Genomic DNA, 23,157 nt, shown 5'->3' on the forward strand with positions numbered 1-23,157 from the left:
CACACCGTCCAACATCCGAGCAGTGAAATCCACCAGCCGGGGCGCTACCCGCTCCAGTTCACCAGTCCTCACACCACAATCTCAGCCAGAACCCGGGTCAAAGTCACGCAACGACACACCTGAACTTAACAAAGTACTACTAGGCCTGTGTCAAACTTGGCCGCGGTGTGTGACCTGGCGTGACAGGTTACGCGGCGTGTCGGAGATCGATATTGGGTGAGGTCTCCGGCAGATGGTTCAACGACCAAGAAGAACCTGATACCGACCGGAGACCTCGTGGACACCTTAACGGTGGCGGGGCGCCATGACTTGACCGACACCCAGTGGGCGGTGTTGGAAGCGTTGCTGCCCAAGGCGAACAAGACTGGCCGCCCGCCGACATGGACGAAACGGCAGCTGATCGACGGGATCCGGTGGCGCACCCGGGTGGGTGCGCCGTGGCGGGATGTCCCCATTGGTGTGCCACGGCGCAGCTCGGTCAGCTCGCTGGCCCCCGGTAGTGCGACGCCACCCCGCACGCCAGCTGGCCGCAGACAACGCCATCTCCAAGGCCACCTGCTACGACTATCTTCGTGGGGGCATCGACATGCTGGCCGCACAGGCAGCCAAGCCTGCGCTACGCGCTGCTTGCCGCCAAGACGGCCCGGGCTGATCACTTCTTCTCCGGCGCCCGGTCGCCCGGGGCGCAGTTCCTGCCCCTTCTTGCGCTCCTCCGTTGGGATGTACGGAATCTGTGATCAATTGATGATCAACGTGTGAGCGCCGCCTCTAGTGTGGATCACACCCACAACGGAAGGAGAACCTGCCTTGAAAGGTCCAATGAGGACAATGCTGCGTGGGCTCGTGGTGCTGAGCCTGGCGCTGATGGTAGGGCCGTTGAGCACCGGTGTGGCCAACGCCGCTGCGGAACCGTTCGTGCCCGCAAGGATCCCCGACCTGTCGTTGACGCCGCAGCAGCGGGCATTGGCCGTCACCGGGCCATACCACTTCCAATTCAAACACTCGCGCAAGTGCCTGGCCAACCCGGCCGGCTCAACGGCCAACGGCACACAGATGATCCAATGGACGTGCGCGGAAATCGACGATCAGCTGTGGTACCTGCACTGGGATGTCGATGGCACGAGCTTTCGCATGAGCAACAAGAAGAGTGGCAAGTGCCTGGATGTTCGCGGCGGCGTTGTGGCCAACGGCACGGTGATCCAACAGTGGACGTGCGGCGCAACCAATGCCAATCAGTTCTTCAGGGTCTACGAACTTCCAGCACCAGACGGCTTTCAGATCTACACCTCGCTCGACTACTCTCACCTCCACTGCGTGCACCAGCACGGGGCGGTCCAGACCAATGGCGGGGAGGTGACACTCTTTTCGTGCTACGGCCGCCAGACAAACATCGAATTCAGCTACTGGTAGCGTCCTGCCGGAAGGTCCGTCCGCAACTGGTCGCGAGGCTCCGAAGGTGCGAAGCCCACACAGGCAGGCAGGCCAAGCCCTGATCCGAAGGGCGGGAACGCAAATCCCACCCTTCGGGTAATGCAATCGCGAGCTTAGCGGACAAGCACACTTAGGCGACGTCGGGCCGGGTCATCAGCGGCGACCGCAGATGCAACTCCAGGCGGGGGCCGGTCAAGGGCACGGTGCTCCACGTCGCCGCCGCTGTCCCCGCGCCGGCGTCGAGCACCAGCCGGACTCGGTGCGGGGTGGTGATGACGTAGAGGTCGGCGACGAACGTGTCGCCCTGCCAGGCGCCGGCGGCGACGACCGGGCGGCCGAGCGGCGAGCTTTCCCGCCATTCGCCGTGGCCGACGGCTACCTTGATGGACTGCCCGAGCTGCAGGTGCCATCCGCCGTCCACCGGCTCGACGGTCACCGTGGTCGCGCCGGGCAGGGCCGAATCCTCGGCGGAGGCGTCGATCCTCGCCGTGGCGCAGCGGGAGGGGTCGGCCGAACCCGGCACCGGCGCGAGTGACAGGCGCCGCAGCCGATCGGCGAGGATCTGGTCGTCATGGGTGCTTCCCGCCTCATCCAGACCGGGCAGCAGGCACTCCCATATCGCGTCGAGCACATCCTGAGCCTCCCCCTGGGCGGTCACGGCCACCACGAGATCGTGCGACGGGACCACCACGCACTGCTGGCCGAAGGCACCGTGACCGTGGTACCCGTGGCGCGACATCCAGAACTGGTAGCCGTAACCGCGGCTGAAGTCGGCGTCGTCCGAGCCATCCTCGAACGGCAGGCTGTCGATGTGCCGTCTGGTCGCGAGCTCCACCCATTCGCGTGGGACGAGCTGCCGGTCGCGCCAGAGGCCTCCGCGCAGCAGCAGTTCGCCGAAGGCGGCGACGGCCTCGGTCGTGAGGTGCAGCCCGTGGAATCCGAAGGCCGCGCCGCCGGCCACCCGGTCCCATTCGGCGTGGTCGATGCCCATCGGCTTGAAGAGGCGGTCGTCGAGCAGTTCCGGCAGGCCGCGGCCCGTGACCCGTTCCACCATGCGGGCCAGGATGAAGGTGGTCGCGTTGTCATAGGTGTGTCGCGTCCCCTCGGGCTCGGGAAACGGCACGCGCAGAAAGCCCTTCACCAGATCGCCCGGTTCCAGTTGCCAGGCCTCGTCAAGGCTGTCCGTGCTGTGCCCGGCCGTCATGGACAGCAGGTGGTGCACGGTGATGCGGCGTCCCTGCGCCGAGATGTCGGCCGGAACGTGCTCGGGCAACACGTCGACCACCCGATCGTCCAGCGAGAGCAGGCCGTCGGCGATCGCGAGCCCCACCGCGACCGAGGTGAACGATTTGGTCAGCGAATAGAGCAGATGCGGGCGCTCGGCCGAGTACGGCGCCCACCAGCCTTCGGCCACGACGTGACCGTTGCGCACCACCATGATGGAGTGGAGCTCGGCGGATTGTGCTTCGAGCCGGTCCAGCAACGCGGCGATCGAACGGGACGAGACCCCCGAAGCCGTCGGTGTCGAGCGCGGTAGCAAGGCTGGCTGAGAACGCATTCGGGCACCGTAACAAGACAGGCTGCCGGATTTCCCGGAATTTCCTGCGCGACGAGACGCCGGCCGGCTATACACGTACCAGCACTGTTCCACCCTGCGTTGAGCACCGGACACGACCCTGTTCCATATGGCAACTGATTCGGTGGTGGCGCTTTTCGCACAGCAGGTGGCCAAGACGCCCAATGCCGTGGCGCTTTCGGTTCCGGGTGGGGATCAGGTTACCTACGCTGAGCTCGATGCGTGGTCCACGGCGCTGGCGCATCACCTGCGCAGCGAGGCGGGAGTGCAACCGGGCGACCGGGTGATGGTCCGATATGGACGGTCGCCCCGGCTCATCGCGGCGTTCCTCGGCATCCTGAAGGCGGGCGCGGCCTATGTGCCGCTCGACAGGGCCGAGCCGGAGCGCCGCTATCTGGAGATCCTGGAGGATGCGCAGCCGCGGCTGGTCCTTTCGGACGAGTATGGCGGGCTTGCGGACGGCGGCGCTGCGGCTCCGCACCTGGGTGACGTCGCACCGGACGCGGTGGCATACATCATCTACACGTCGGGCTCGACCGGCAAACCCAAGGGTGCCATGGTCGAGCACCGCAGCATAGTGAATCTCGCCACGGCCCCGCATTCGGTCCGATTTGGACCAGACGACCGCGTCCTGCAAACCGCAGCGGTGTCCTTCGACGTCGCGACGTTCGAAATCTACGGCGCGCTGCTCAACGGCGCGACGCTGGTGCTTCCAAGCCACCAATGGGAGCCGGAGGAGCTGGGTGCGCTGTTGCGGGACAACGACATCACGTTCCTCTGGCTCACTGCGGCCCTATTCCACCGGCAGATCGAGGCCGATGTGAAGGCGTTCGCGGGCCTTCGTACCGTGATGGCGGGGGGTGACGCCCTCTCGGCGTCGCACCTGCGCGTGCTGCGGCAGGCGCTTCCAGACCTGCTCATCGTCAACGGTTACGGGCCGACCGAGGCCACCGTCTTCGCCACGTATCACCGGTTCGAGCCTGGTGAAGAGATTCCTGCGACGGTACCGATCGGGCGCCCGCTCGTGAACTGCGCCGTCGAGATCGTCGACGAATCGGGCCGCCGCGTCCCGGACGGCACGCCGGGCGAGCTGTGGATCGGCGGTGCCGGCGTCGCCCGCGGGTACTGGCGCCGCCCGGAATTGACCGAGAAATGTTTTGTCACCACCGATTGGGCGGGCGGCGGTCGCTGGTATCGCAGCGGTGACCGTGCCTTGAAGCGCCCCGACGGGGTCATCGAGTTCCACGGCCGCATCGACGACCAGTTCAAGCTGCGCGGCTTCCGAATCGAACCAGGCGAGATCGAAAGCGTGCTGGCCGAGCACCCACACGTGCGCAGCGCCGCGGTCGCGCTGCGCGAGCACAACGGCGACCGCCGCCTGGTGGCCTGGGTCGTGCGCGCCGGCGACACCCTGGACAAGCGTTCGCTGCGCGCCCATCTGCGCGACCGGCTCCCGGAATACATGGTCCCGGCCGGCTTCGCCGAGACGGCCGAGCTCCCCATCACGACCAACGGCAAGGTGAACCGCAAGGCCCTGCCCGACCCGGACTGGTCGGCCAAATCGTTCTACGTCTGAACACCAATCAGCCCCGGCCAACCGACCGGGGCTGATCAACCTATGCCCAATCCGGAACGTCAAGGAACTCCAGCACAAGCGAGGTCCACGAATATCCGGCCGCCGATCCCAGGAACAACACGAGATCGCCCGGCTTGGGCTCCCGCTCGGCGATGAGGTGATTGAACCCGAGAACCATGTTGACCGTGCTCACCAGACCGTAGTCCTGGCCCCAGTCGAACGCGGTCGACCGGCGATCGATGCCGAGAAGCTGGTACAGCCCGAATTCCGCGATCGAGTCCGGAACCTGCCCATGCAACACGAACCGCATGTCGGACAGCTCGACCTCCGCCTCGCGCAGCACCGACTCCATGGAGTGCCGCACCCCCGTGCTGATTTTCTCCACCGTCTCGTCCATGTCGACGCCTTCCAGCGCCTCCCGGAACTGAGCCGGCTTCCCATTGGCGAACGGTGCGTCGCTCCACGGCCGGCCCAGCCGGGACACCGGCTCCAGGCTGGAATCGCTGAACGAGACCGTGGCCCGGACCCGGGCGAACCCGCCACTGGTCGACAGCACCATCGCGCCCCCGCCGTCGCCGTAGACGTTCTGCGGGTGCGTCTCCCACCGATCGATGTAAGGCAGGCGCCACACGTCACCCCCGGTGATGAGCGCAGCCGAACCGCCACCCGCCTCCGCGCGCAGATAGCAGCCAGCCATCTCGATCGCCATCATGAACCCGTTGCACAGCTGTCCCATCTCGACCGCCGGGGCGGAGCCGCCGATGGTCTCGCGCTGCACGAAGCTCGCCGGCGGCCAGAAGTCGAGCCCCTGGTGGTTTTGGTACGTGTGCACGAGCAGGCCGATCCGGTCCGGGCTCACCCCGGAGCGGGCGACCGCCTGGCGTCCCGCGGCCGCCGCGAGCATGGGCCCGGTCTGGTCGGCCGGGGCCACGCGGACCGCACGGAAACCGTTCATCGCCAGCTTTTCGGGGGTGTAGCGCCCCATGGCGATGGCCTGTTCAGCGGTCTCGACCCGCTCGGGCAGGTGCACGCCCACCCCGGCGACGTATAGGTTGTCCCAACGCATGTGTCACCCCTTGGCGCCGACGGTCTCGGCGGCGTTGATGTGCTTGGCGAGCGATGCCGGGGTGGGATTGTCGTAGACCACGCGCATCGTGATGTCGATTTCCTGCCTGGTCCGCATGAGACGCACCAATTTGGACACTGAGAGGGAGTGCCCGCCCAGGTCGAAGAAGCTGTCGTTCGGGTCGATCTCGGGCACGCCGAGCACCTCGGCGAACAGGCCGCACAGCGTGGTCTCCTCGATCCTGTGCGAGATCATCGGGTACCTCCAATTGGCGAAAGCGAGTCGAGGGCCGCATGAAGCTCGTCGTCATAGAGCTCCTCGACCGAGATGGCGTTGGACACCGTCGAGAAGTAGCGCTTGACGAGCCGGGGCGAGGTGGAGATCGCCCGCAGCAGCTGCAGCCGCTCAGGGGTGATCTCCAGCCGGGCGATGCCCAGCGTGTTGCGATAGCCCTCGATGAGCTCGTCGCGCATGCGCATGGCATACCGCGCCAGTCTCTCGGCCAGCTCGGCCGGATCGTGCAGCGACCGGCCGACCGTCTGGGTCAACAGTTCCGCTTGGAACAGGGCGTCGTTGATGCCCTTGGCGGTGATGGAATCCTTGTGGTGTGCGGCGTCGCCGACCAGCGCCCAGCCGGGGCCGGACGCCTGCCGGAAGAAGTTCTGTTGATCGCCGGTACCGTACAGCCGCTCCACCCGTTGGCCACCGCCCGCCGTAATGCGTTCGTGTAGCTGCGGCGCCGTGGTCCGGATGTTTTCCAGGTAGTGCGCCAGCGGGTCGGCACGCACCCGGTCGAACATGTCCTGCGGCCAGTAACCGGTGATCAGTGTGGTGTCGTCGTTGGTCGGCACCACCCCGATCCACCTGTCCGGCGCCTCATACAGCTCGAAGTGCGCCGGGACACCGGTCCAGTAGGTGTAATAGGTGCAGGTGTGCAGGGGATCCTGATGGATGTATCCGGCGCCGACTCCTTTGGCGATCGGCGAGCGCATGCCGTCGGCCCCGACCGTGAGGGTCGCCCGCTCACGGGTGCTGCCGCCGTAGGCCGACCGGAACTCGACCCCGGCCACCCGGTCGCCGTCGAAAATCGGGCCGGCCACCGAGCAGCCCTCCCGGAACTCCACTCCGGCTGCCACCGCCGCGTCGATGAGAATCTTGTCCAGCAGGTACCGGCGCGGAGCCCACGCCGCACGTTCGCCGAACACCGCGATGGAGCAGCCGTCCAGCCGGATGTCGGCAACCTCGTAGATGGCCCGATCGAGGGCGGGGCACCCGGTGGCCTTGACGGCATCGAGCACACCCCACTGCGCGAGCCGGGCCACGCCCGGCTGATGGATGTACAATGTGGACAGTTTGTCGCTGGGAAAGTGTGCCCGATCGACGAGCAAGACGCGATAGCCGTTGCGTGCGAACAGCAGAGCCGTTGAGGCACCGGCCACTCGTGCGCCCACGACGATAACGTCGTACATGTGCGTCCCCCTCCGTGTCGTGAGACGTCTGCGGTACCTTGACATGGTTGCCTCAAGACGTGGTGCAGCCCGGCTCCAATCGACCACGATCGCGATGCTGGATCGAGGTGACAAACGTCTGCAACGCCACCACTGCCGCGCTGGGCTCGGCCGCAGGCCAGGTGATCGCCGCGGGGCAGCTCGCGTGCGCACCAGCTGAGGGCGAGATGGCAAGCCCGGCACCTCGGACCTCAGGAGCCGGACCGGCGTGGTGTCTCGTTGCCGCGGCGCGACGGCTCGGTTCGACCCGGCGTCGAGGCGCTGCGGGCACAGTCACAGGATGGCCACTTCGACGGTGTCCGCCCTAACCGGGCCGTGGCTGGCGCGGGTCGCACGGCCGTCCGGGACGGTCGAGATTGGACTGCGGTTCTGCCCGGACGGCTCGGTCTTCATCGTCGCTGGCGGCCACGGCGCGGGCGCGTGGACCCGCCGGCGCACCGGTTTCACTTACCACATAAGGGAACCCATGCTCGACGACCAGGGCGGCTTCGCGGGTCACGTCATCATCAGGCAGGCCGGCACGGTTGATGGCGACGCGTTCACCAGCCGCGGCGAGTCTTCCGTCTACGACACGCACGGCTCGCTGCTGCGCACGGTCGCCATCCGGATCACCGCGGTCAGACGGGACGCCTAGCAAGCGTCCCGTCTGGACTCACCACGTGACCGGCAGCGCCTTCAGCATGTGGTTGATTTCCCCCTGGTACCAAGGAAGTTCGTCCTCCGGCACGGCGAGCCGCAGCCCCGGGAAGCGGGCGATCAGTCCCTCGAACACCAGCTCCATCTCCAGCCGGGCCAGGTGCTTGCCCAGGCAGTAGTGCAGGCCATGCCCAAACGACAGGTGCGGGTTGGGATCCCGGGCGTGGTCGAAGGTGTCGGCGTTGGGGAACACCCTCTCGTCCCGGTTGGCCGACGACAGGGCCAGCAGCACGGCGTCGCCAGCGCGGATGGTCACGCCCGCGACGTCGATGTCGGCGATGGCCACGCGCGGGAATCCGGTGGTGTCGGTGGCGAAGAGGTTGATGTGGCGCAGCATCTCCTCGACGGCGGCGGGAATCCGGTCGGGGTTCTCGACCAGCGCGTTCCACTGTGGACGGTGATGCTCGATCATTGCCAGGATGGAGTTGGCCAGCTGGCACGCGGTGGTGTCGAAACCCGCACCGATCAGCGTGAAGCCAAACGTGACCAGCTCCGGCTCGCTGAGTTTGTCGTCGTTGTCGCGGGCGGCGATGAGTTCCGAGAGCATGTCGTTGCCCGGCTTGGCGCGCTTCTCGGCGATGAGCCCGACGATGTACTCGGCCAGCTTGCCCATCGCGGCAAGGGAGTCCTCGCCGCCCGCGCGCTCGTCGACCGTCGCGAAGGCCCGCGCCCACTTCTCGAATACCTGGAGCTCGGCCCCGGGCACGCCGAGCAGATCACCGATCACGACCAGCGGCAGCGGCAGGCAGAGCTGTGCCACGAGGTCGATCGGCGCGCCCTTGCCCTGCATCTCGTCGAGCATCTCGTCGACGACGCCCTTGATTTGCGGGCGCATCTGCTCGACGCGGCGCAGGGTGAAGGCCCCGGCGACCAGCTTGCGCAGGCGCGAGTGCTCCGGGTGATCCAGCGAGATGATCATCTCGGGAGTGGTGTGCATGGTGCCACCGACCCGCGGGGCACCCTCGCCGCACGCCGCCGCCCGGCTCAGCCGGGGATCGGCGGACAGCGCGCGGCAGTCTTCGTAGCGGGTCACCAGCCAGGCGTCCACGCCACCCTCGGTGTGGACCCGAACCACCGGCTGTTGCTCACGCAGCCTGGCGAAGCGCGGATCGGGTCCGCGAATCGACGATCCGGGAAAGGGGTACACATCCAAATCTTGTGGTGTGGACAAGGCGACACCTCCGGTTTCAGGCGCTGATTCCACCGGCAGGCTAGGAATCGTTACTGGAGATTGGATCGCTTGACACTGGTGCCACCTCTCCGGTCGAACATGAACTTACGTCCATGTTCGACGGTGTGTCGCGTCCATGACTTCATGGTCAACACGACCGGCGGGTGACGCCAGACCGGTCAGCTCGTGGTTGACGGCGAAGGTGCGCTCCAGCCCGTCCTCGGTGATGTGCCGGTTCGCCCAGTGGCCGCCGGCATTGTTAATCAAAACATTGATTTGGGGGTACCGGTCGAGAAGCCCGCTTGCGAGCCGCCGCACACCCGACTGCGACGACAGATCGGCGGCGAACGCGTCGACGGCCTCGTTGCCGGACTCCGCGCGGATGTGTGCGGCCGCCACCTGGGTGCGCGTCAGGTCGCGGCCGGTGATGCCGACGCGTGCGCCGAGCTTGGCCAGCCCGACCGCCGTGGCCCTGCCGATCCCGGTGGTGCCACCCGTAACCACCACCGTCTTGCCGGACATGATCAGTTGTTGTTCCGCCATGGCACTCTCCTTTGTGGAGTGTCTACAGGTTCATCAGGCGGGTGGAAATCGGGGCCCGACCGTAGCGGCCGCCGCTTGAGCCCAGGCGTACCGAGGCTCGAGAACACGCGGTCAAACTCATGGCCCACCGGCCCGTGGGAGCGCGGGCTCGAACCCATGGAGGCCAAGACGATGAACGGTTCGACGGCGACACGAGCGGTGCCACACCGCGCCGCCTTACGCTTTCTCGGTCTGCTGACCGCATTCCTGTTACTCGTGATCTCCGGCCCGGGAGCGGCCACCGCCTCCGGCGCGGCCAAAGACGCGGCCCTGGTCGGTCAGTGGAGCGTGCGCGTCACCGTCTACGTCCAGGATCCGCCGTTGCGGGAAAACGCTGTCTTCACCTTCCTCGCCGACAACAAGCTGGACACCGTCACGAATCCGGCGGGTCCGGATCCCATCCCGGGCGAGGGCATTTGGCGGGTCGATGGCCGCGGCACGTTCACCTTCTGGATCACCCATCCGCACCCCGACGAGAACGGCAACACCATCGGCACGACCAACGCGGTGCACCTCGGCAAGGTCGGTCCGGGCTGGTTCAGCACGACGGCGACCGCCTACATCGCGCCGCTCGACGGCTCCGCCTGGTTCGGCCCCGTGCTGGTGACCACCGAAGGAGTCCGCCTCAAGGGCTGAATCTCACGGCGGCGCACCCTTGTGATCCGTGGCGGCGGGCGTCTCCCTTGGCCTCCCGCCTGCCGCGGCAGGCGGGAGGTCGCGTGGCCTCTTGCGCTCGCCTGCCCGTCGGGAGGTCGCGTGGCCTCTTGCGCTCGCCTGCCCGTCGGGAGGTCGCGTGGCCTCTTGCGCTCGCTCGCCCGTCGGGAGGCCGCGTGTCCTTTGCGCCCGCCTGCCCGCGCGTCGGGGCGGGTGCGCCGTCGTTGCCGTGCCGTGTCTGCCGGGGGTCCGGCGCTTGTCGAGCCGCGATCCGCATGTTTCTAGTCATCGGCGATCGTCCGTGGAATTCAACGTTAGGAGGACTCGATATGACCCTCAACCGATCCACCGAACTGGTCGGCACGCTGTTCCGTGTCGTTGTGGGTGTCTTGTTCGGACTGCACGGCGCGGCAACGATTTTCGGCCTCTTCGGAGGGGTGATGGGCTCCGGCCAGCCGGCGCCGGTGGGCACCTGGCCCGCTTGGTGGGCCGGTGTCATCCAGCTGGTTGGCGGGCTGCTGGTGGTGCTCGGCCTGGGCACCCGCGTCTCAGCGCTCATCTGCTCGGGCTCGATGGCCTACGCATATTTCGTGGTGCACCAGCCGCTCGGCCTGCTCCCCATGCAAAACGGCGGCGAGCTCGCGGCCCTGTTCTGCTGGTCGTTCCTGCTGATCGCCGCGCTCGGCCCAGGACGCCTCGCGCTGGACCACGCGCTGACGCGCCGCTCGCGGGTGGCCACGCCGGCCGCACCGGAACGCGAGCCGGCCCTGACCCGCTAATCGCCCAAGAGATAACGCCTCCGCAATGCGGAGGCGTTATCTCTTGCCGTGGCCCACCTTCCCATCGATCATGAACTCAAGTCCATGTTCGACGGCGTGTCGTGGCATTAACTTCATGGTCAACCGCGACCCCGCGGGCGGGTCAGGCCGGCCCCGCGCCCTGTGCTCGCTTGGGCAGTCCACCCACCAGAAGGAAAATCACGACCATCAGGCCGAGCGCCGTATACAGCGCGACCTGCAGCGAACCGGAGAAGGTCTGCGCGCCCGCTCGCTGAGCGAACTTGGTGAGAACCTCACCGGCCTGCGGGTCCTGCCGGGCCGCGGCCTCCACGCAACCCGAGGCGGACTCGGTGGGGGAGGTGGCGCTGAACCGCTCGATGGTGCAGTCGCGGAACGAGGCGGTCAGCGCGTCGATCCGGCCGCTGGGAACACCAACGGCGACAAGCTCTTGCCGCAGTTGCGGGGTGAGCTGGTCGACGCTCTTGACCGCAGACGGGGCCAGCGGCGTGAAGAACGACAGCGACACGATCGCGATACCGACGGCGAAACCGAGCTGCTGCATGGTGGTGATGAGCCCGGAAGCCGAGCCGGCGTCCTTGAACGGCACGTCGGCCAGGCCGAAGATCGGGATCGGCGTGGCGGTGGCGCCGAAGCCGAGTCCGATCAGGAACAGCGCCGGAACCAGGCTCCAGCTCGTGGTCTCCCAGCCCTTCGTGCCGTTGGTCCAGAGGAACACGGCCAGGCCGATCGCCACGACCAGGGCCCCGAACTGCAGGACGGTCCGGCCGAACTTCGGCACCAGTGCGACAACCGAGGCCGTCGCGGTGATGAACGCGCCGATGCAGAACGCCAGCACGGTCAGGCCCGCCCGCAGTGGCGACCAGCCCAGACCCAGCTGCATGAACAGATACAGGGCAAGGAAGAACATGCCCGTGAAGGTGTAGAACGCCAGCTGCAGGATCTGTGCCGAGGTGAAACTGCGCGCCTTGAACAGGTCGAGGGCGATCAGCGACGATCCGTCCTTGTTCTGCTTGTAGCGCTCGTAGGCGACAAACCACGTGAGCACGACGGCTGCGAAGACCATCGCCGCGTATGTCCACGCGGGCCAGCCCAGCTCACGCCCGAAGGTCAAGGGGTAGAGCAGGAGCAGCATCGCGGCCGAGGCGATGATGACACCGGGGATGTCCAGACGCACGGCGCTGGGCGCCTTCGACTCCGGGATGAACTTCATGCCCAGCAGGAAGCCGATGAGGCCGATCGGCACGTTGATCAGGAAGATCGGTCGCCAGTCCCAGCCGAAGATGTTCGCGGCCACGATGACACCGCCGATGAGCGGTGCGATGGTGGCGGCGACGCCACCGATCATGCCGTGGAGGGCGAACGCCTTGCCCTTCTCCTCGTTGGCGAAGGCCACGTGGATGATCGAGATCACCTGCGGCACCATGAGGCCCGCGAAGGCGCCCTGCACGAGTCGAGCGACGATGAGCGTGCCCGGGTCGGCCGCGATACCGCACACCAGCGAGGCAAGCGTGAACCCGACGACCCCCAGCTGGAACATGCGGCGACGGCCGTAGATGTCGCCGAGCCGCCCACCGGTGATCAGCAGGAGCGCGAACGCCAGGACGTACCCTGCCGTGATCCACTGGATCGCGCCGTAGCTCGCGCCGATGTCGCGCTGGATGGTCGGGATGGCGACGTTGACGATGCTGGCGTCAAGCATGTCCATGAACACGGAGGCAAGCATGATCACCAGTGCGGCCCACCGCCGGGGATCGGGCGCCGAAGCGTCGCCGCCATCGGCCTTGGCAACCTTGGCCTCGCTCGGGGCTTCGGCCGGTGGTGCCGCTTTCTTTCTTGACCTGGTCGGTCGGACTTCGGTCGAGGTCATGTTTTGCTCCTCTGCGTGCGGATATTGCTACATGCGATGAGTGTTACGGTTTGCGATAAAGGACTATCAGCGCTGAGTAGAGATCCACTTGATAAACGGTGGAGTCACGCAAGATCCCAGCCACCGTCCATCACGATCACTTGACCGGTCACCCAGGAGCTGGACGGTTCGGCCAGCCGCGTGATCCACAGCGTGACGTCCTCGGGCTCGCCGGTGCGCCCCAGCGGCAGTTGCTTGGCGGCGTGCTGGAAGAGCATGTCCACCTGCTCGGGTGTCATGCCGTTGGTCTCGAAGACCTCTGTGCGCACCAGGCTGGGCGCCACGGCGTTGACGCGGATGCCCTTCGGCGCGAGCTCCGCCGCCCACGTCTTGGTGAGGCTGTCGACGGCCGCCTTGCTCGCGCCGTAGACCGACTCCGTCGGCACCGGATTGTGCCCGGCCACGCTGGACACGAACACGATGTTGCCGCCGGGGGAACGGATGAGCGGCATAAGCCGTACCGTCAGAATCACCGGCCCGATCACATTGGTGGCAAACACTTCCCGGGCCGACGCGGCGTCAATGCTCTCGACGGGTGCCCGGCGGTGAATGCCGGCGTTGTGCACGAGGACGTCGACGCCGCCCTGCGCGACCGCGGCGGCGACGGCGTCGGCCCCGGCCCCGGTGCTCACATCGGCGACCACCGGCGTGATGGTCCGATGCTGCGCGGCCACCTGTTCGAGGCGGTCGAGCCGGCGGCCCGTGATGACGACCCGTTCGGCGCCGCCGTCGGCGAATGCGAGCGCGGCGGCGCGCCCGATACCCGTACCGCCGCCGGTCACCACGATGTGTTGTCCAGCAAAGGGTTGTGCGGTCATATCCACCTTCCTCTCGGCAAGCAATGGCCGGATTCATCAACGCATGTCGACCTGGATTGCGGGTCGAGCTGCGGCGATGAATCCGGCCTGAAAGTGTCAGGACAGTTTGGCGATGACGTTGCCGGTGAACCTGCGCTCCAGCAACGCGAGGAAATTGGCGGGCAGATCCGCCACGCCCCCCGGCACGATCGTGTGCGGGAAGGCGATCCGCCCGTCCCGCAGCCAGATGCTGAACTGCTTGTTCCAACCGTCGATCTGCTCGGGAGTGTGATAGGTCGCGAAGGGACGCAAAATCAGCTGCTTCGGGATGGCGGTCATCAGGTCCAGCCGGGGATGTCCGCCGCTGCCTCCGGTCTCCAACTGCCCGGAAAGCGAGCCGCACAGCGCGAAGCGGGCGAACGGGGCGGCGGCGGCCACGGCCGCCTCGAACTGCTCGCCACCCACGTTGTCGAAGAACACATTGATCCCGTCGGGCGCGAGCTCGCGCAGCCGGTCGACCACCGGGCCGTCGTGGTAGTCGAACACGGCATCGAATCCGCACTCCCGCAACAGGTATTCCGCCTTGGACTTGGAGCCGGTGCTGCCGATGACGCGTTTGGCGCCCAGCAGCTTGGCGATCTGGCCCGCCAGGGATCCCACGCCGCTCGTGGCGCCGGAGACGAACACGACATCGCCATCGCCAACGTTGGCCATCTCGACCATTCCGCGCCACGCCGTCGGGCCCTGGGTGAGGTAGTACTCCGCGCCGGGAAGCAGCGCGCGGTCACGCTTGTGGAACTCGGCCGCACTGCCCACCGCGTACTCGCGCCAGCCGTGGAAGTGCTCCACGAGATCGCCCACGGCCAGGTTGGGGCTGTTGGACCGGACGACGGTGCCGACCGTGCGGCCCCACATCGGCTGCCCCAGCTGGAAAACCGGAATCGGGATGTTGGTCGCGGGCGTCATCTGGTCGCGATAGGCCGCGGCGAGCGTCATGAAATCGTTGCGCACCAGGACCTGACCCGGGCCCGGCTCATCGACCAGCGTCTGCCGGACGGTGAAGTGCTCCGGCCTGACCACATCCTTGGGGTATCCGGCGAAGCACACCTCCGTGCTGGTGGTGGGAAGGGTCTCAGAAGTCATGCGTCACTCCTTCGTTGCGGTGGACAGGGGAGCCGGCCAGGCGACTGGGAGCTCCAGGAGGGTGTGGTTGACATCCCCGACGCGCCAGCGCAGTTGCGGCTCGGCGACCGCCAGGCACAGGCCGGGGAAGCGCTGAGTCAACCGCTCAAGGGCGACGCAGAGCTCGATACGCGCCAGCGGTGCGCCGAGGCAGTGATGGATCCCGTGTCCGAAGGCCAGGTTGGGCGCGTCGCGGGCGAAGTCCAGGCGGCGAGGGTCGGCGAAGACCGTCTCGTCGTGGTTGGCGGAGGTGAACGCGAGAAACACCGCGTCGCCGGCGGGGATGACCTGCCCACCGATCTCGATGTCCGCCATGGCGATGCGAGGCAGCCCGGAGGTGTCGCTGCGGTGGATGTTCACGCCGCGCAGGAGCTCCTCCACTGTGGACGGTATCTCCTCCGAGTGTGCGTGCAGGCGCTTCCACTGCTGCGGGTAGTGGGCCAGCAGGGCGAGCACCGACAGGCCGATCTGCCCGGCCGTCGAGTCGAAGCCCGCGCCCAGCAGCGTCCATCCAAAGACGACGAGCTCCTGGTCGGTCAGCCGGTCGCCGGCGTGTCCCGCGCCCGCCAGTGCCGACAGCACGTCGTCGCCCGGCCGCTGGCGCTTGGCCGCGACCAGGCCCGCGATGTATTCGCCGAGCTGTGCCTGCGCCTGGGCGGCCGCCTCCTGGCCGCCGTCGACGACCGCGAGCTGCCGGACCCAGCCGTGGAACCGCTCGCGGTCGTCGAGCGGCGCGCCGAGCAGCTCGCAGATGACGGTCAGCGCGAGCGGACTGGCGAACTGTGCCATCAGATCGATGGGAGGTGTCTTGCCGGCCCAGTCGTCGAGCAGATCGTCGGCGGTCTGCCTGATGCGAGGGCGCATTGCCTCGATACGCGCGGGGGAGAAGGCCTGATCGGCCACGCGGCGCAGGCGGGTGTGCGCGGGTGGGTCCAGCGAGGCGACCATGCCCGGCGGCGGTTGGAACAGGCCGTCGAACTGTGCGGCGCCAGGCGCGTAGGCCGCCTCTCGGCTCAGGCGGGGATCGGCCGCCGCCGCGCGCACATCCTCATATCGGGTGACCAGCCAGGCGTGCCCGCCGGAGCGGGTCGCGACGCGCACGACCGGCTGCGACGCGCGCCATTGCGCGAAGCGCGGATCTGGGCCCAGATAGGTCGAACCCTGGAACGGGAAGCTGTCGGCTTCGGGCACGGCACCATACCTCCGAGACATTGACCATGAACTTCATGCAACGACACACCGTCGAACATGGACCTGAGTTCATGATCAACCGGAATGAGAGCTCGACCAAGGTTGGGAAGGTGGGCTCGATCGGTGGTCGTTCCGCGCTCAAGTACGGCTTTGGGGCTTCGCCGGCGTAGCGGGGCGGGGTGTTACGGGGAAGGCCCTTGCCGGGCGCCAGGTATGACTCGAGTGGCGGTCCAGGGGCGCGGATCAGCATTCGGCTTGCGCTCAACCGTCGGATGCGACCCGTCCGGTCGGCGGAGGCGGGCAGCCGCTCCTCCCCCGGTTGCGGTTGGATCTGCTGGCCTTCCCGGTGGCCACCCCTCGCCATGGGCCAGCAGGTCCGCGTCCGGTTGCTGATTCGGAGGACACATGTCAGAACTGAACGATTTCTATAGACAGGAGCCACGGTGGGAGGCCAGCGGCATCGACCCGGCGCTTGAGTTCGCGTCCATCGAGGTGCCGATGGACTACAGCAATCCGGGCGGCCGCCGTCTCACCATCGCCATCGGCCGGATCAAGGCCACCGACCCGAAGCGCAAACGCGGCATCCTGATCGCGCTCAACGGCGGGCCGGGCGGCGAGGGCGGGCTGGGCCGACGCATGCCGTTGCGGTACAAGGCAACCGCGCTCAACGAGGTGTACGACCTGGTGGGGCTGGACCCGCGCGGGCTGGACGGCTCGACGAAGCTCTACGCGGAGATCACGCCGTCGCGGGCCGGGTTCGACTCCCGCCCACCGGACGAGATGTTCCAGGCGATCGCCGAGGACATGTATCTGCGCGAGCAGGGGTGCCTCGCGGCCGACGACGGGCTGCGCCCGTTCATCAACACGCGCAACACCGTGCGGGACATCGATGTCCTGCGGGCGGTCGTGGGCGCGGAGAAAATCAATTACATCGGGCACGCGGACGGGTCCCACGTGGGTGCGCTCTACGGCAGCATGTTCCCCGCGCGCATGGACCGGTGCGTGCTCGACTGCTCGCGCAATCCGTACTGGAACTGGCGTGACCAGTGGAAGGCGCAATCGATCGCATACCGGGAAAACGTCGAGCAGTGGGCGGAGTGGGTGTCCGAACGCGACGCCCGGTTCGGGCTCGGCGTGACCCAGCAGCAGGTCATCGATGTCGTGGAGCAGGTCGCCGACCGGCTGGCGCGTGAGCCCGTGGCCGGCGTGGGGCGCACCCCGTTTGACGGGGCGATGGGCTCGGGCGCCACCTATCGCGGGCTGTGGGCGTTGCTCGCCGACACCGTGCGCGAGCTGCACTGGCCCACGAGCGAGGCGAACTCGGCCGACGCGGCGAAGGCGGTCGGCGTACTGGCATCATTGGTTTTTCAATGGCGGGCCGTCCACCCGACGCTGCGTTCCGGGGTCACCGACGCGGTCACGCTCGAGGACGAGTGGCCGACCGATCTGGAGTTCTACTACCAGGAGATGCGGGAGTTCCGGGAGAAATATCCTTACGGGTACGGCATCGTGCGTGTGCAGCCATGGGTCGGCATCTATCGGACCTTTGACCCACCCGAGCCGCCCCTCACGCCGGATGACGTTTTCCGTGACGGCTATCCGCAGGGCATCGTGGTGCACTCGACGGCGAACTCGGTGCTGCGCTACGAGGGCGGCGTGGCGATGGCGCGCAAGCTGGACCACCGCCTGATCACCATCGAGGACGAGGGCCACCACGAGATCTACTGCATGGGCCGCAACGCGGTGGTCGACGAGCACGTGACGCGCTATCTCGTCGAGGGCGTCCTGCCCCCGGACGATGTGCGCACGCCGGGCATGCCGCGGCCCGACATCGCGCCGGGCGCGTCCGGGCCGTCGCTTGTGGGCAGTCTGGCCGATCTCGCGCAGCAGTTCGTCGACGAGCAGAGGCTGATCCACCTGAAGTGGTGACCAGGAACGGGGAGGGCGCGCCCCTCCCCGTTCTTTACGCCAGCGTCTGATAGTCGGTGTAGCCGCGCTCACCGCCGCCGTAGAAGTCGGACGCGACGACAGCGTTGTAGGGGCCGCCCGCGCGCAGCCGCGCCGGAAGGTCCGGATTGGACACAAACAGCGCGCCGAACGAGACGAGGTCGGCCACGCCGCAATCGAGGGCCTCTTGCGCCCGCAAGGCATCGGTCCGGCCCGGATTGACCACCATCACGCCGGGCCAGGTGTCCCGCAGCACATGGGTCAGCCACCGGTCGCCCTTCTCGGCCACGTGCAGATAGGCCAGATCCAACGGCAGCGCGTCCACGAGCGCGGGGATGTCGGTCGCGTCTTCGCTCGGATCCATGCCGTTGTAGGGGTTTCCGGGCGATACCTTCAGTCCGGCCCGCTCCGGCCCGATCGCGTCGGCGACCGCCTCGACGACCTCCACCGGAAACCGCATCCGGTGGCGCAGCCGCCCGCCATAGTGGTCGGTGCGCTGGTTGGCCGCCGCATTGAGAAACTGCGCGAGCAGAAACCCGTTGGCGCACTGGAGCTCCACGCCGTCGAAGCCGGCGTCAACGGCGGCGACTGCGGCATCGGCGAATTCGCGTATCGTCTTGGCGATGTCCGAGAGTGTCAACTCGGTAGGGATTGGACAGTCCACCCGGCCAGCGCGGGTGAACGATTGCACCTGCGCCCGGATCGCCGACGGCGCGACCGGAAACATGCCCGGCGGCAACAGGTCCGGATGGCTGACCCGGCCCGCGTGCTGCAGCTGCGCGAAGATACGCCCGCCCGCCGCGTGCACCGAATCGGTGACCTGACGCCAGGATTGGACCTGTGCGGGCGTGTGCAGCCCGGGAGTGTCCAAATAGCCCTGTCCCACGGCACAGGGATGGATCGCTTCGGTGACGATGAGGCCGGCCGACGCGCGCTGGGTGTAGTAGCGCGCCATCAGCCGGGTCGCGGTGCCCCCCACCCCGGCCCTGGCCCGTGTCATCGGGGCCATGACGATGCGATTGGCAAGCTCATGCTTGCCGACGGTGATCGGATCGAAGAGAGACGTCACCTCGCGAGCGTCAGGTGGCGGGGTCAAGCCGTGGTGGAGCCAGGTTCAAGGTTCCCGCGACATCCTCACTGGGACGTAACGAGGATCAGGAGGTGCCAGCGGTGACCACCGACACAGGGCTCATCCAAGCCGCGGAGAAGATCCGCCCGCTCGTCGCCGAGCATGCGGCGCAGGCCGATCGGGAAAGGCAGCTCGCGCCGGAGGTCGTGGCGGCGCTGAAGGAGGCGGGCTTCGCCCGTCATTTCGTGCCCAGCCGCTGGGGCGGCGCGGAGGCGTCGTTCGGCGAGGTGACCCAGGCCATCGCGAGCATCGGCGAGGAGTGCGCCAACGCCGCGTGGTTCGCGTCGCTGAGCGCCTACGCGGGCCGGTTCGGCGCGTTCCTGCCCGAGCAGGGGCAGGCCGAGATCTGGGGCGGCGGGCCGGACAGCGTCATCGTCGCCGCGCTCGTCCCGGCCGGGGCGGCCGAAGAGGTGCAGGGCGGCTTCCATGTGAAGGGGCGCTGGGGGTACTGCAGCGGAATAGATTTTGCCGACTGGGCACTGATCTGCGGACCGGCGGGCGACCGCGCTCAAGCCAAATTCTTTGCGGTACCCCGCAAGGCTTGCACGATTCTCCCGACGTGGGATTCGGTCGGGCTGCGCGCGACCACGAGCCACACCATCGAAGTGGACACGTTTGTCCCGTCGCACATGGTGTTCGCGTTTGGACAGATGGCGTCGGGCCGCAACCCCTACTCGCAGGCGGGCTGCCACACCGCGCCCATCCGGGCCGTGGGCAACCTCGCGTTCATCCCGCCCGCGCTGGGAGCGGGCACCGGCGCGTTGAACGCCGCGGTCGCCGCGCTGCGCGCCAAGCCGCACCACTCCGATGTGGACACGCTGCTGGTGCGCGCGTCGGCACAGATCGATGCGGCCCGGTTGCTGGTCGAGCGGAACGCGGTCGTGGCTGACGCGGGAGTGTTCAGCGACGAGCTGTTGGCACGCAGCGAGCGCGACGCGGCGCTGGCGGGCGAGCTGCTCAACGAGGCGGTCGGCGCGCTGATCCGGGCGTGCGGCACGACCGGCTTCAGTGAATCGCAATCGCTGCAACGCTTCTGGCGCGACACGACGTGCGCGACGAGCCATGTGGCGCTGCGTTTCGAGACGGCGGCGGTGAAGTTCTACAGCGCGTTCCTGCTGGGGGACGGGCGATGAAGGAGTTTCGCCTGCACGTGCCCGAGGACGACGTGCTCGACCTGCGAGGGCGTTTGGCGCGCACGCGCTGGCCCGAGGCGTCGACCGAGCCCGGGTGGGGGCAGGGTGTGCCGCTGGACTACTGCCAGGAGTTGTGCGCGTATTGGCGGGACCAGTATGACTGGCGCGGGACGGAGGCACGGTTCAATACGCTGCCCCAATTCCGAACGCCACTGGAGGGATTGGACGTCCACTTCGTACATCTGCGGTCCGCGCGTGCCGACGCGATCCCGCTGCTGATCGGGCACGGCTGGCCCGGCACGGTGTTCGAGATGCTCGACATCCTCCAGGCGCTGACTCTCGGTGATCCGGCTTTCCACGTGGTGCTCCCGTCGCTGCCGGGGTTTGGGCTCAGCGACAAGCCCACGACGACGGGCTGGGGCATCGATCGCGCCGTGCGGGCGTGGGACCGGCTGATGGGCATGCTCGGTTACGACTCCTATGTGGTGCACGGCCCGGACTGGGGTTCGTATCTCGCGGGTGCGATGGGTGCGGCGCTGCCCGGTCGCGTGCGCGGCATCCACATCACGCTGCCCATGGCCGACAAGCCCACGGACGCGGACGCAGCCCTCAGCGAGCGGGAGCAGGCCCGCCTGGCCGAGGTGTACCGCATGTGGCAGACCGACTCCGGCTACGCCGCGATCATGTCCACCAAGCCGCAGTCGATCGGGTACGGGCTGACCGACTCGCCCGCGGGCCTGCTGGCCTGGGTGGTGGAGAAGTTCTGGTCGTGGTCCGACCACGATGGCGACGATGTGGAGAAGGCGATTCCGCGTGACCGCATGCTCGACATCGTGAGCCTGCACTGGTTCGCGTCGGCGGGCGCGTCGGCGTCGCGCATATATTGGGAGAGTTACCGCAAGGTGCCCTATCTGCCGGTGTCCGTGCCGACCGGGGTGTCGAGCTTCCCCAAGGACGCGTCGACGCCGCGCGCGTGGGCGCAGCGCCGCTACACCGATCTGCGCTTCTGGCGCGACCACGTCAGCGGCGGGCACTTCCCGGCGCTGGAGCGGCCCGAGCTGCTGGTGGCCGATCTCAGGGAGTTCGCCGGCACACTAGAATGACCGCGTGATGCGAGGATGACGCTCGACCTGATGGATGTGGCCGTCGGCCATCGGGGCCGCGCCATCCTCGCCCATGTCTCGCTCAAGCTCGCGTCCGGTGAGACGGCCGCCATCCGCGGCGCCAACGGTGTGGGCAAGTCCACGCTGTTGCGCTGCATCGCGGGTGTGGCCGAGCCGTTGCACGGCGAGATCCGGGTCAACGACGTGCCCGCCGACGACCGCGACCCGCGTTTCCGGCGGATGGTGAGCAGTCTGCTCGACAGCGGTTCGTGGTATCAGGCGCTGACTGCCGCCGAACACGTCGACCTCATCGTGCGGGCCAACCGGCCCGTGTCCGAGGGTTGGTTCGAGCCCGCGCAGCTGTTGGCCGAGCTGGGGATCGGGCATGTGGGTGGGGCGCTGCCCGGCAGGCTGTCCACCGGTGAGCTGCAACGGCTGGCGGTGGCCATGACGTTGGCCCGGCCGAGTGCGCTGCTGCTGCTCGACGAGCCCGAGCGGCATCTGGACCGGTCGGGGCGGGAGAGCGTTGCCGGGCTGCTGCGGCGGTATGCAGAGCGCGGCGGCGCGGTCGTCATCGTCACGCACGACGACGATCTCGCCGCAGCCATTGGCGCCCAGCAGGTCTCGGCGAGCGACTTCGCGGCATGACACGCGTCTACCTCATCGTGCTGTCGGGGGTCGTGGCTGCTGCCATGCTGATCGCGGGCGTGGTGTTCGCGGGCGACCGGATCGCGACGCATCACGCGGCGGGCTCTGCGGCGCCGGTGTGGGCGGCGTGGGCGCTGTGTCTACTTTGGAGTCTCGCGTGGCTCGGCGTCGCGAATCGGTTGGGCCCGGTGACCGCGGCTCCGGCGACCGTCGCGTGGATCCTGCCGAGCCCACTTGATCGGGGCAAACTGCTGCGGCCCGGCGCGATTTGGGTGTGCGCGGCGGGCGGGTTGGTCGGGTCGGTCAACGGCGTGCTGGTCGTGCATGCGCGGGCTCCTGATGTGCCTTCGGCGGTGGGCATGCTCGGGGCGGGTGCGGGCGGGGGAGTGTTCGCGGCGGCGGCGCTCGTGTTGCTGCAAACCCATGTGGGCCGGCGATGGCCCTACGCACTTTCGGTGGCCGCGCTCGCTGCAGAGGCCAACGTTGTGGTGGTCGGTGTCGTGGCGCTTGTGACAGTCGCGTTCGCACTGTCCACACTGGATCGGATGCGCCTCGCACGGATCGCGGCCGGATCGGCGTACGCACAGGTGATCGTGGCTGGGTTTGTCACGGTCGATCCGGGCCTGGCGGCGCGGGCCGCCGAACAGCTCACGGCGGGGCGGGGTGGGCGCCTGGCCGGTACCGGATGGAAGGCCATTGTCTCGCAAGACATACTGGCACTGCGCCGGTCACCGGGCCGGCTGCTCATGGCCGCGGGACTGGCGGCCATGCCCGCGCTGATCGGGGAGATGTTCGGCTCGGGGGCACTCATGGGCGCCGTGTGGGTCCTGTGTGGACTGTCGGCGGTCGGGCTCACCACGACCAACGTGCGCCGCGACCACGACATCGACGCCCTGCCGCGCCTGCTCGGATTGACGGCACGCCGGTTGCTCGCGGCGCGGGCGGTGGTGCCGGCGGTGTTCGGTGTCGTGTGGGGGCTCTGCTCGATCGGGCCGGTCGGAGCGGCGGCCGGGCTCGCGCTCGCGGCGGGCGCGATGCGCGCGGCCCGGCGTGGGCGGGTC

General features: G+C 68.0%; 21 protein-coding genes and 1 pseudogene. 11 read left to right on the plus strand and 11 right to left on the minus strand.

Annotated elements, in window-relative coordinates; translation table 11 throughout:
* Nucleotides 1–276 precede the first annotated feature (276 nt).
* A pseudogene (locus tag DM816_RS26100) lies at nucleotides 277–489 on the plus strand (transposase); the annotation flags it as partial.
* Nucleotides 490–819: 330 nt separating this feature from the next.
* Nucleotides 820–1,410, plus strand: coding sequence for an RICIN domain-containing protein (locus DM816_RS26105; RefSeq protein WP_117213045.1), 591 nt, complete (start codon nucleotides 820–822; stop codon nucleotides 1,408–1,410).
* Nucleotides 1,411–1,561: 151 nt separating this feature from the next.
* On the opposite strand, the gene DM816_RS26110 is transcribed toward DM816_RS26105, so the two are convergent.
* Nucleotides 1,562–2,989, minus strand: coding sequence for a serine hydrolase domain-containing protein (locus tag DM816_RS26110; protein WP_117213046.1), 1,428 nt, complete (start codon nucleotides 2,987–2,989; stop codon nucleotides 1,562–1,564).
* A 127-nt stretch (nucleotides 2,990–3,116) separates the two neighbouring features.
* Here DM816_RS26110 and DM816_RS26115 point away from each other — a divergent pair, with 127 nt between their 5' ends.
* Entirely contained in the window at nucleotides 3,117–4,583 is a 1,467-nt protein-coding gene (locus DM816_RS26115; protein WP_117213047.1) for an amino acid adenylation domain-containing protein, read from the plus strand.
* Between the two features lie 40 nt (nucleotides 4,584–4,623).
* Here the strand turns inward: DM816_RS26115 and DM816_RS26120 are convergent, their stop codons facing one another.
* Genes DM816_RS26120 through DM816_RS26130 form a run of 3 tightly spaced genes read right to left on the minus strand, consistent with a single transcriptional unit; the run spans nucleotide 4,624 to nucleotide 7,118 of the window.
* Nucleotides 4,624–5,649: a ketoacyl-ACP synthase III family protein gene (locus DM816_RS26120; RefSeq protein WP_117213048.1), complete on the minus strand. Its 1,026-nt coding sequence runs from the start codon at nucleotides 5,647–5,649 to the stop codon at nucleotides 4,624–4,626.
* A 3-nt stretch (nucleotides 5,650–5,652) separates the two neighbouring features.
* Nucleotides 5,653–5,904 (minus strand): acyl carrier protein, encoded by a 252-nt coding sequence (locus tag DM816_RS26125; protein WP_117213049.1) that lies wholly within the window; start codon nucleotides 5,902–5,904, stop codon nucleotides 5,653–5,655.
* Nucleotides 5,901–7,118 (minus strand): NAD(P)/FAD-dependent oxidoreductase, encoded by a 1,218-nt coding sequence (locus DM816_RS26130; protein ID WP_117213050.1) that lies wholly within the window; start codon nucleotides 7,116–7,118, stop codon nucleotides 5,901–5,903. Before DM816_RS26130 ends, DM816_RS26125 begins: the two co-directional genes overlap by 4 nt.
* A 319-nt stretch (nucleotides 7,119–7,437) precedes the next feature.
* On the opposite strand from DM816_RS26130, the gene DM816_RS26135 reads away from it, so the two are divergent.
* Complete coding sequence (locus tag DM816_RS26135) at nucleotides 7,438–7,791, plus strand: hypothetical protein (protein WP_117213051.1); 354 nt, start codon at nucleotides 7,438–7,440, stop codon at nucleotides 7,789–7,791.
* A gap of 18 nt (nucleotides 7,792–7,809) precedes the next feature.
* Here DM816_RS26135 and DM816_RS26140 read toward each other — a convergent pair whose 3' ends face one another.
* Nucleotides 7,810–9,024 carry a cytochrome P450 gene (locus DM816_RS26140; RefSeq protein WP_162907846.1) on the minus strand — a complete coding sequence of 405 codons (1,215 nt, stop codon included), beginning with the start codon at nucleotides 9,022–9,024 and terminating at the stop codon, nucleotides 7,810–7,812.
* Between the two features lie 105 nt (nucleotides 9,025–9,129).
* Nucleotides 9,130–9,567: an SDR family NAD(P)-dependent oxidoreductase gene (locus tag DM816_RS26145; RefSeq protein ID WP_117213053.1), complete on the minus strand. Its 438-nt coding sequence runs from the start codon at nucleotides 9,565–9,567 to the stop codon at nucleotides 9,130–9,132.
* 156 nt (nucleotides 9,568–9,723) lie between these two features.
* Between DM816_RS26145 and DM816_RS26150 the strand changes: the two genes are divergently transcribed.
* Together DM816_RS26150 and DM816_RS26155 are read left to right on the plus strand one after the other, a co-directional pair.
* Nucleotides 9,724–10,242 carry a hypothetical protein gene (locus tag DM816_RS26150; protein ID WP_117213054.1) on the plus strand — a complete coding sequence of 173 codons (519 nt, stop codon included), beginning with the start codon at nucleotides 9,724–9,726 and terminating at the stop codon, nucleotides 10,240–10,242.
* Between the two features lie 347 nt (nucleotides 10,243–10,589).
* The gene (locus tag DM816_RS26155; RefSeq protein ID WP_117213055.1) at nucleotides 10,590–11,039 is read left to right on the plus strand and encodes a DoxX family protein; all 450 of its coding nucleotides are present in this window, start codon (nucleotides 10,590–10,592) and stop codon (nucleotides 11,037–11,039) included.
* 142 nt (nucleotides 11,040–11,181) lie between these two features.
* Here DM816_RS26155 and DM816_RS26160 read toward each other — a convergent pair whose 3' ends face one another.
* The 4 genes from DM816_RS26160 to DM816_RS26175 all read right to left on the minus strand — a co-directional run bounded on the left by DM816_RS26160 (nucleotide 11,182) and on the right by DM816_RS26175 (nucleotide 16,136).
* The gene (locus DM816_RS26160) at nucleotides 11,182–12,927 is read right to left on the minus strand and encodes an MFS transporter (protein WP_117213056.1); all 1,746 of its coding nucleotides are present in this window, start codon (nucleotides 12,925–12,927) and stop codon (nucleotides 11,182–11,184) included.
* 104 nt (nucleotides 12,928–13,031) lie between these two features.
* Entirely contained in the window at nucleotides 13,032–13,784 is a 753-nt protein-coding gene (locus DM816_RS26165) for an SDR family NAD(P)-dependent oxidoreductase (RefSeq protein ID WP_117213057.1), read from the minus strand.
* Between the two features lie 96 nt (nucleotides 13,785–13,880).
* Nucleotides 13,881–14,906, minus strand: coding sequence for an MDR family NADP-dependent oxidoreductase (locus DM816_RS26170; RefSeq protein ID WP_117213058.1), 1,026 nt, complete (start codon nucleotides 14,904–14,906; stop codon nucleotides 13,881–13,883).
* Nucleotides 14,907–14,909: 3 nt separating this feature from the next.
* Complete coding sequence (locus DM816_RS26175; RefSeq protein ID WP_117213059.1) at nucleotides 14,910–16,136, minus strand: cytochrome P450; 1,227 nt, start codon at nucleotides 16,134–16,136, stop codon at nucleotides 14,910–14,912.
* A 405-nt stretch (nucleotides 16,137–16,541) separates the two neighbouring features.
* On the opposite strand from DM816_RS26175, the gene DM816_RS26180 reads away from it, so the two are divergent.
* Complete coding sequence (locus DM816_RS26180) at nucleotides 16,542–18,065, plus strand: alpha/beta fold hydrolase (RefSeq protein WP_117213060.1); 1,524 nt, start codon at nucleotides 16,542–16,544, stop codon at nucleotides 18,063–18,065.
* A gap of 34 nt (nucleotides 18,066–18,099) precedes the next feature.
* Here DM816_RS26180 and DM816_RS26185 read toward each other — a convergent pair whose 3' ends face one another.
* A complete protein-coding gene (locus DM816_RS26185; RefSeq protein WP_117213061.1) occupies nucleotides 18,100–19,152 on the minus strand; it encodes an alkene reductase in 1,053 nt (350 codons plus the stop codon).
* A 101-nt stretch (nucleotides 19,153–19,253) separates the two neighbouring features.
* Here DM816_RS26185 and DM816_RS26190 point away from each other — a divergent pair, with 101 nt between their 5' ends.
* From DM816_RS26190 to DM816_RS26205, 4 genes are all read left to right on the plus strand, one after another.
* Nucleotides 19,254–20,345 carry an acyl-CoA dehydrogenase family protein gene (locus DM816_RS26190; RefSeq protein ID WP_162907847.1) on the plus strand — a complete coding sequence of 364 codons (1,092 nt, stop codon included), beginning with the start codon at nucleotides 19,254–19,256 and terminating at the stop codon, nucleotides 20,343–20,345.
* Nucleotides 20,342–21,448 carry an epoxide hydrolase family protein gene (locus tag DM816_RS26195; protein ID WP_117213063.1) on the plus strand — a complete coding sequence of 369 codons (1,107 nt, stop codon included), beginning with the start codon at nucleotides 20,342–20,344 and terminating at the stop codon, nucleotides 21,446–21,448. Before DM816_RS26190 ends, DM816_RS26195 begins: the two co-directional genes overlap by 4 nt.
* A gap of 15 nt (nucleotides 21,449–21,463) precedes the next feature.
* Nucleotides 21,464–22,096, plus strand: a complete 633-nt coding sequence (locus tag DM816_RS26200) for an ABC transporter ATP-binding protein (RefSeq protein ID WP_117213064.1) — start codon at nucleotides 21,464–21,466, stop codon at nucleotides 22,094–22,096.
* Nucleotides 22,093–23,157: DUF6297 family protein (locus DM816_RS26205; RefSeq protein ID WP_246002261.1), on the plus strand; the 1,065-nt coding region annotated here is incomplete at its 3' end. The genes DM816_RS26200 and DM816_RS26205, both read left to right, overlap by 4 nt.

The sequence above is a fragment of the Allorhizocola rhizosphaerae genome, from assembly GCF_003426775.1.
In the GTDB taxonomy this organism is placed as follows: Bacteria; Actinomycetota; Actinomycetes; order Mycobacteriales; family Micromonosporaceae; genus Allorhizocola; species Allorhizocola rhizosphaerae.

Excerpts from the sequence above, each read along its gene's own strand:
- DM816_RS26105 (WP_117213045.1), top strand. The coding sequence starts at position 820 with ATGAGGACAATGCTGCGTGGGCTCGTGGTGCTGAGCCTGGCGCTGATG.
- DM816_RS26155 (WP_117213055.1), top strand. The coding sequence starts at position 10,590 with ATGACCCTCAACCGATCCACCGAACTGGTCGGCACGCTGTTCCGTGTC.
- DM816_RS26200 (WP_117213064.1), top strand. The coding sequence starts at position 21,464 with ATGACGCTCGACCTGATGGATGTGGCCGTCGGCCATCGGGGCCGCGCC.
- DM816_RS26135 (WP_117213051.1), top strand. The coding sequence starts at position 7,438 with ATGGCCACTTCGACGGTGTCCGCCCTAACCGGGCCGTGGCTGGCGCGG.
- DM816_RS26150 (WP_117213054.1), top strand. The coding sequence starts at position 9,724 with ATGGAGGCCAAGACGATGAACGGTTCGACGGCGACACGAGCGGTGCCA.
- DM816_RS26170 (WP_117213058.1), bottom strand. The coding sequence starts at position 14,906 with ATGACTTCTGAGACCCTTCCCACCACCAGCACGGAGGTGTGCTTCGCC.
- DM816_RS26130 (WP_117213050.1), bottom strand. The coding sequence starts at position 7,118 with ATGTACGACGTTATCGTCGTGGGCGCACGAGTGGCCGGTGCCTCAACG.
- DM816_RS26145 (WP_117213053.1), bottom strand. The coding sequence starts at position 9,567 with ATGGCGGAACAACAACTGATCATGTCCGGCAAGACGGTGGTGGTTACG.
- DM816_RS26195 (WP_117213063.1), top strand. The coding sequence starts at position 20,342 with ATGAAGGAGTTTCGCCTGCACGTGCCCGAGGACGACGTGCTCGACCTG.
- DM816_RS26160 (WP_117213056.1), bottom strand. The coding sequence starts at position 12,927 with ATGACCTCGACCGAAGTCCGACCGACCAGGTCAAGAAAGAAAGCGGCA.
- DM816_RS26125 (WP_117213049.1), bottom strand. The coding sequence starts at position 5,904 with ATGATCTCGCACAGGATCGAGGAGACCACGCTGTGCGGCCTGTTCGCC.
- DM816_RS26180 (WP_117213060.1), top strand. The coding sequence starts at position 16,542 with ATGTCAGAACTGAACGATTTCTATAGACAGGAGCCACGGTGGGAGGCC.
- DM816_RS26165 (WP_117213057.1), bottom strand. The coding sequence starts at position 13,784 with ATGACCGCACAACCCTTTGCTGGACAACACATCGTGGTGACCGGCGGC.
- DM816_RS26120 (WP_117213048.1), bottom strand. The coding sequence starts at position 5,649 with ATGCGTTGGGACAACCTATACGTCGCCGGGGTGGGCGTGCACCTGCCC.
- DM816_RS26110 (WP_117213046.1), bottom strand. The coding sequence starts at position 2,989 with ATGCGTTCTCAGCCAGCCTTGCTACCGCGCTCGACACCGACGGCTTCG.
- DM816_RS26115 (WP_117213047.1), top strand. The coding sequence starts at position 3,117 with ATGGCAACTGATTCGGTGGTGGCGCTTTTCGCACAGCAGGTGGCCAAG.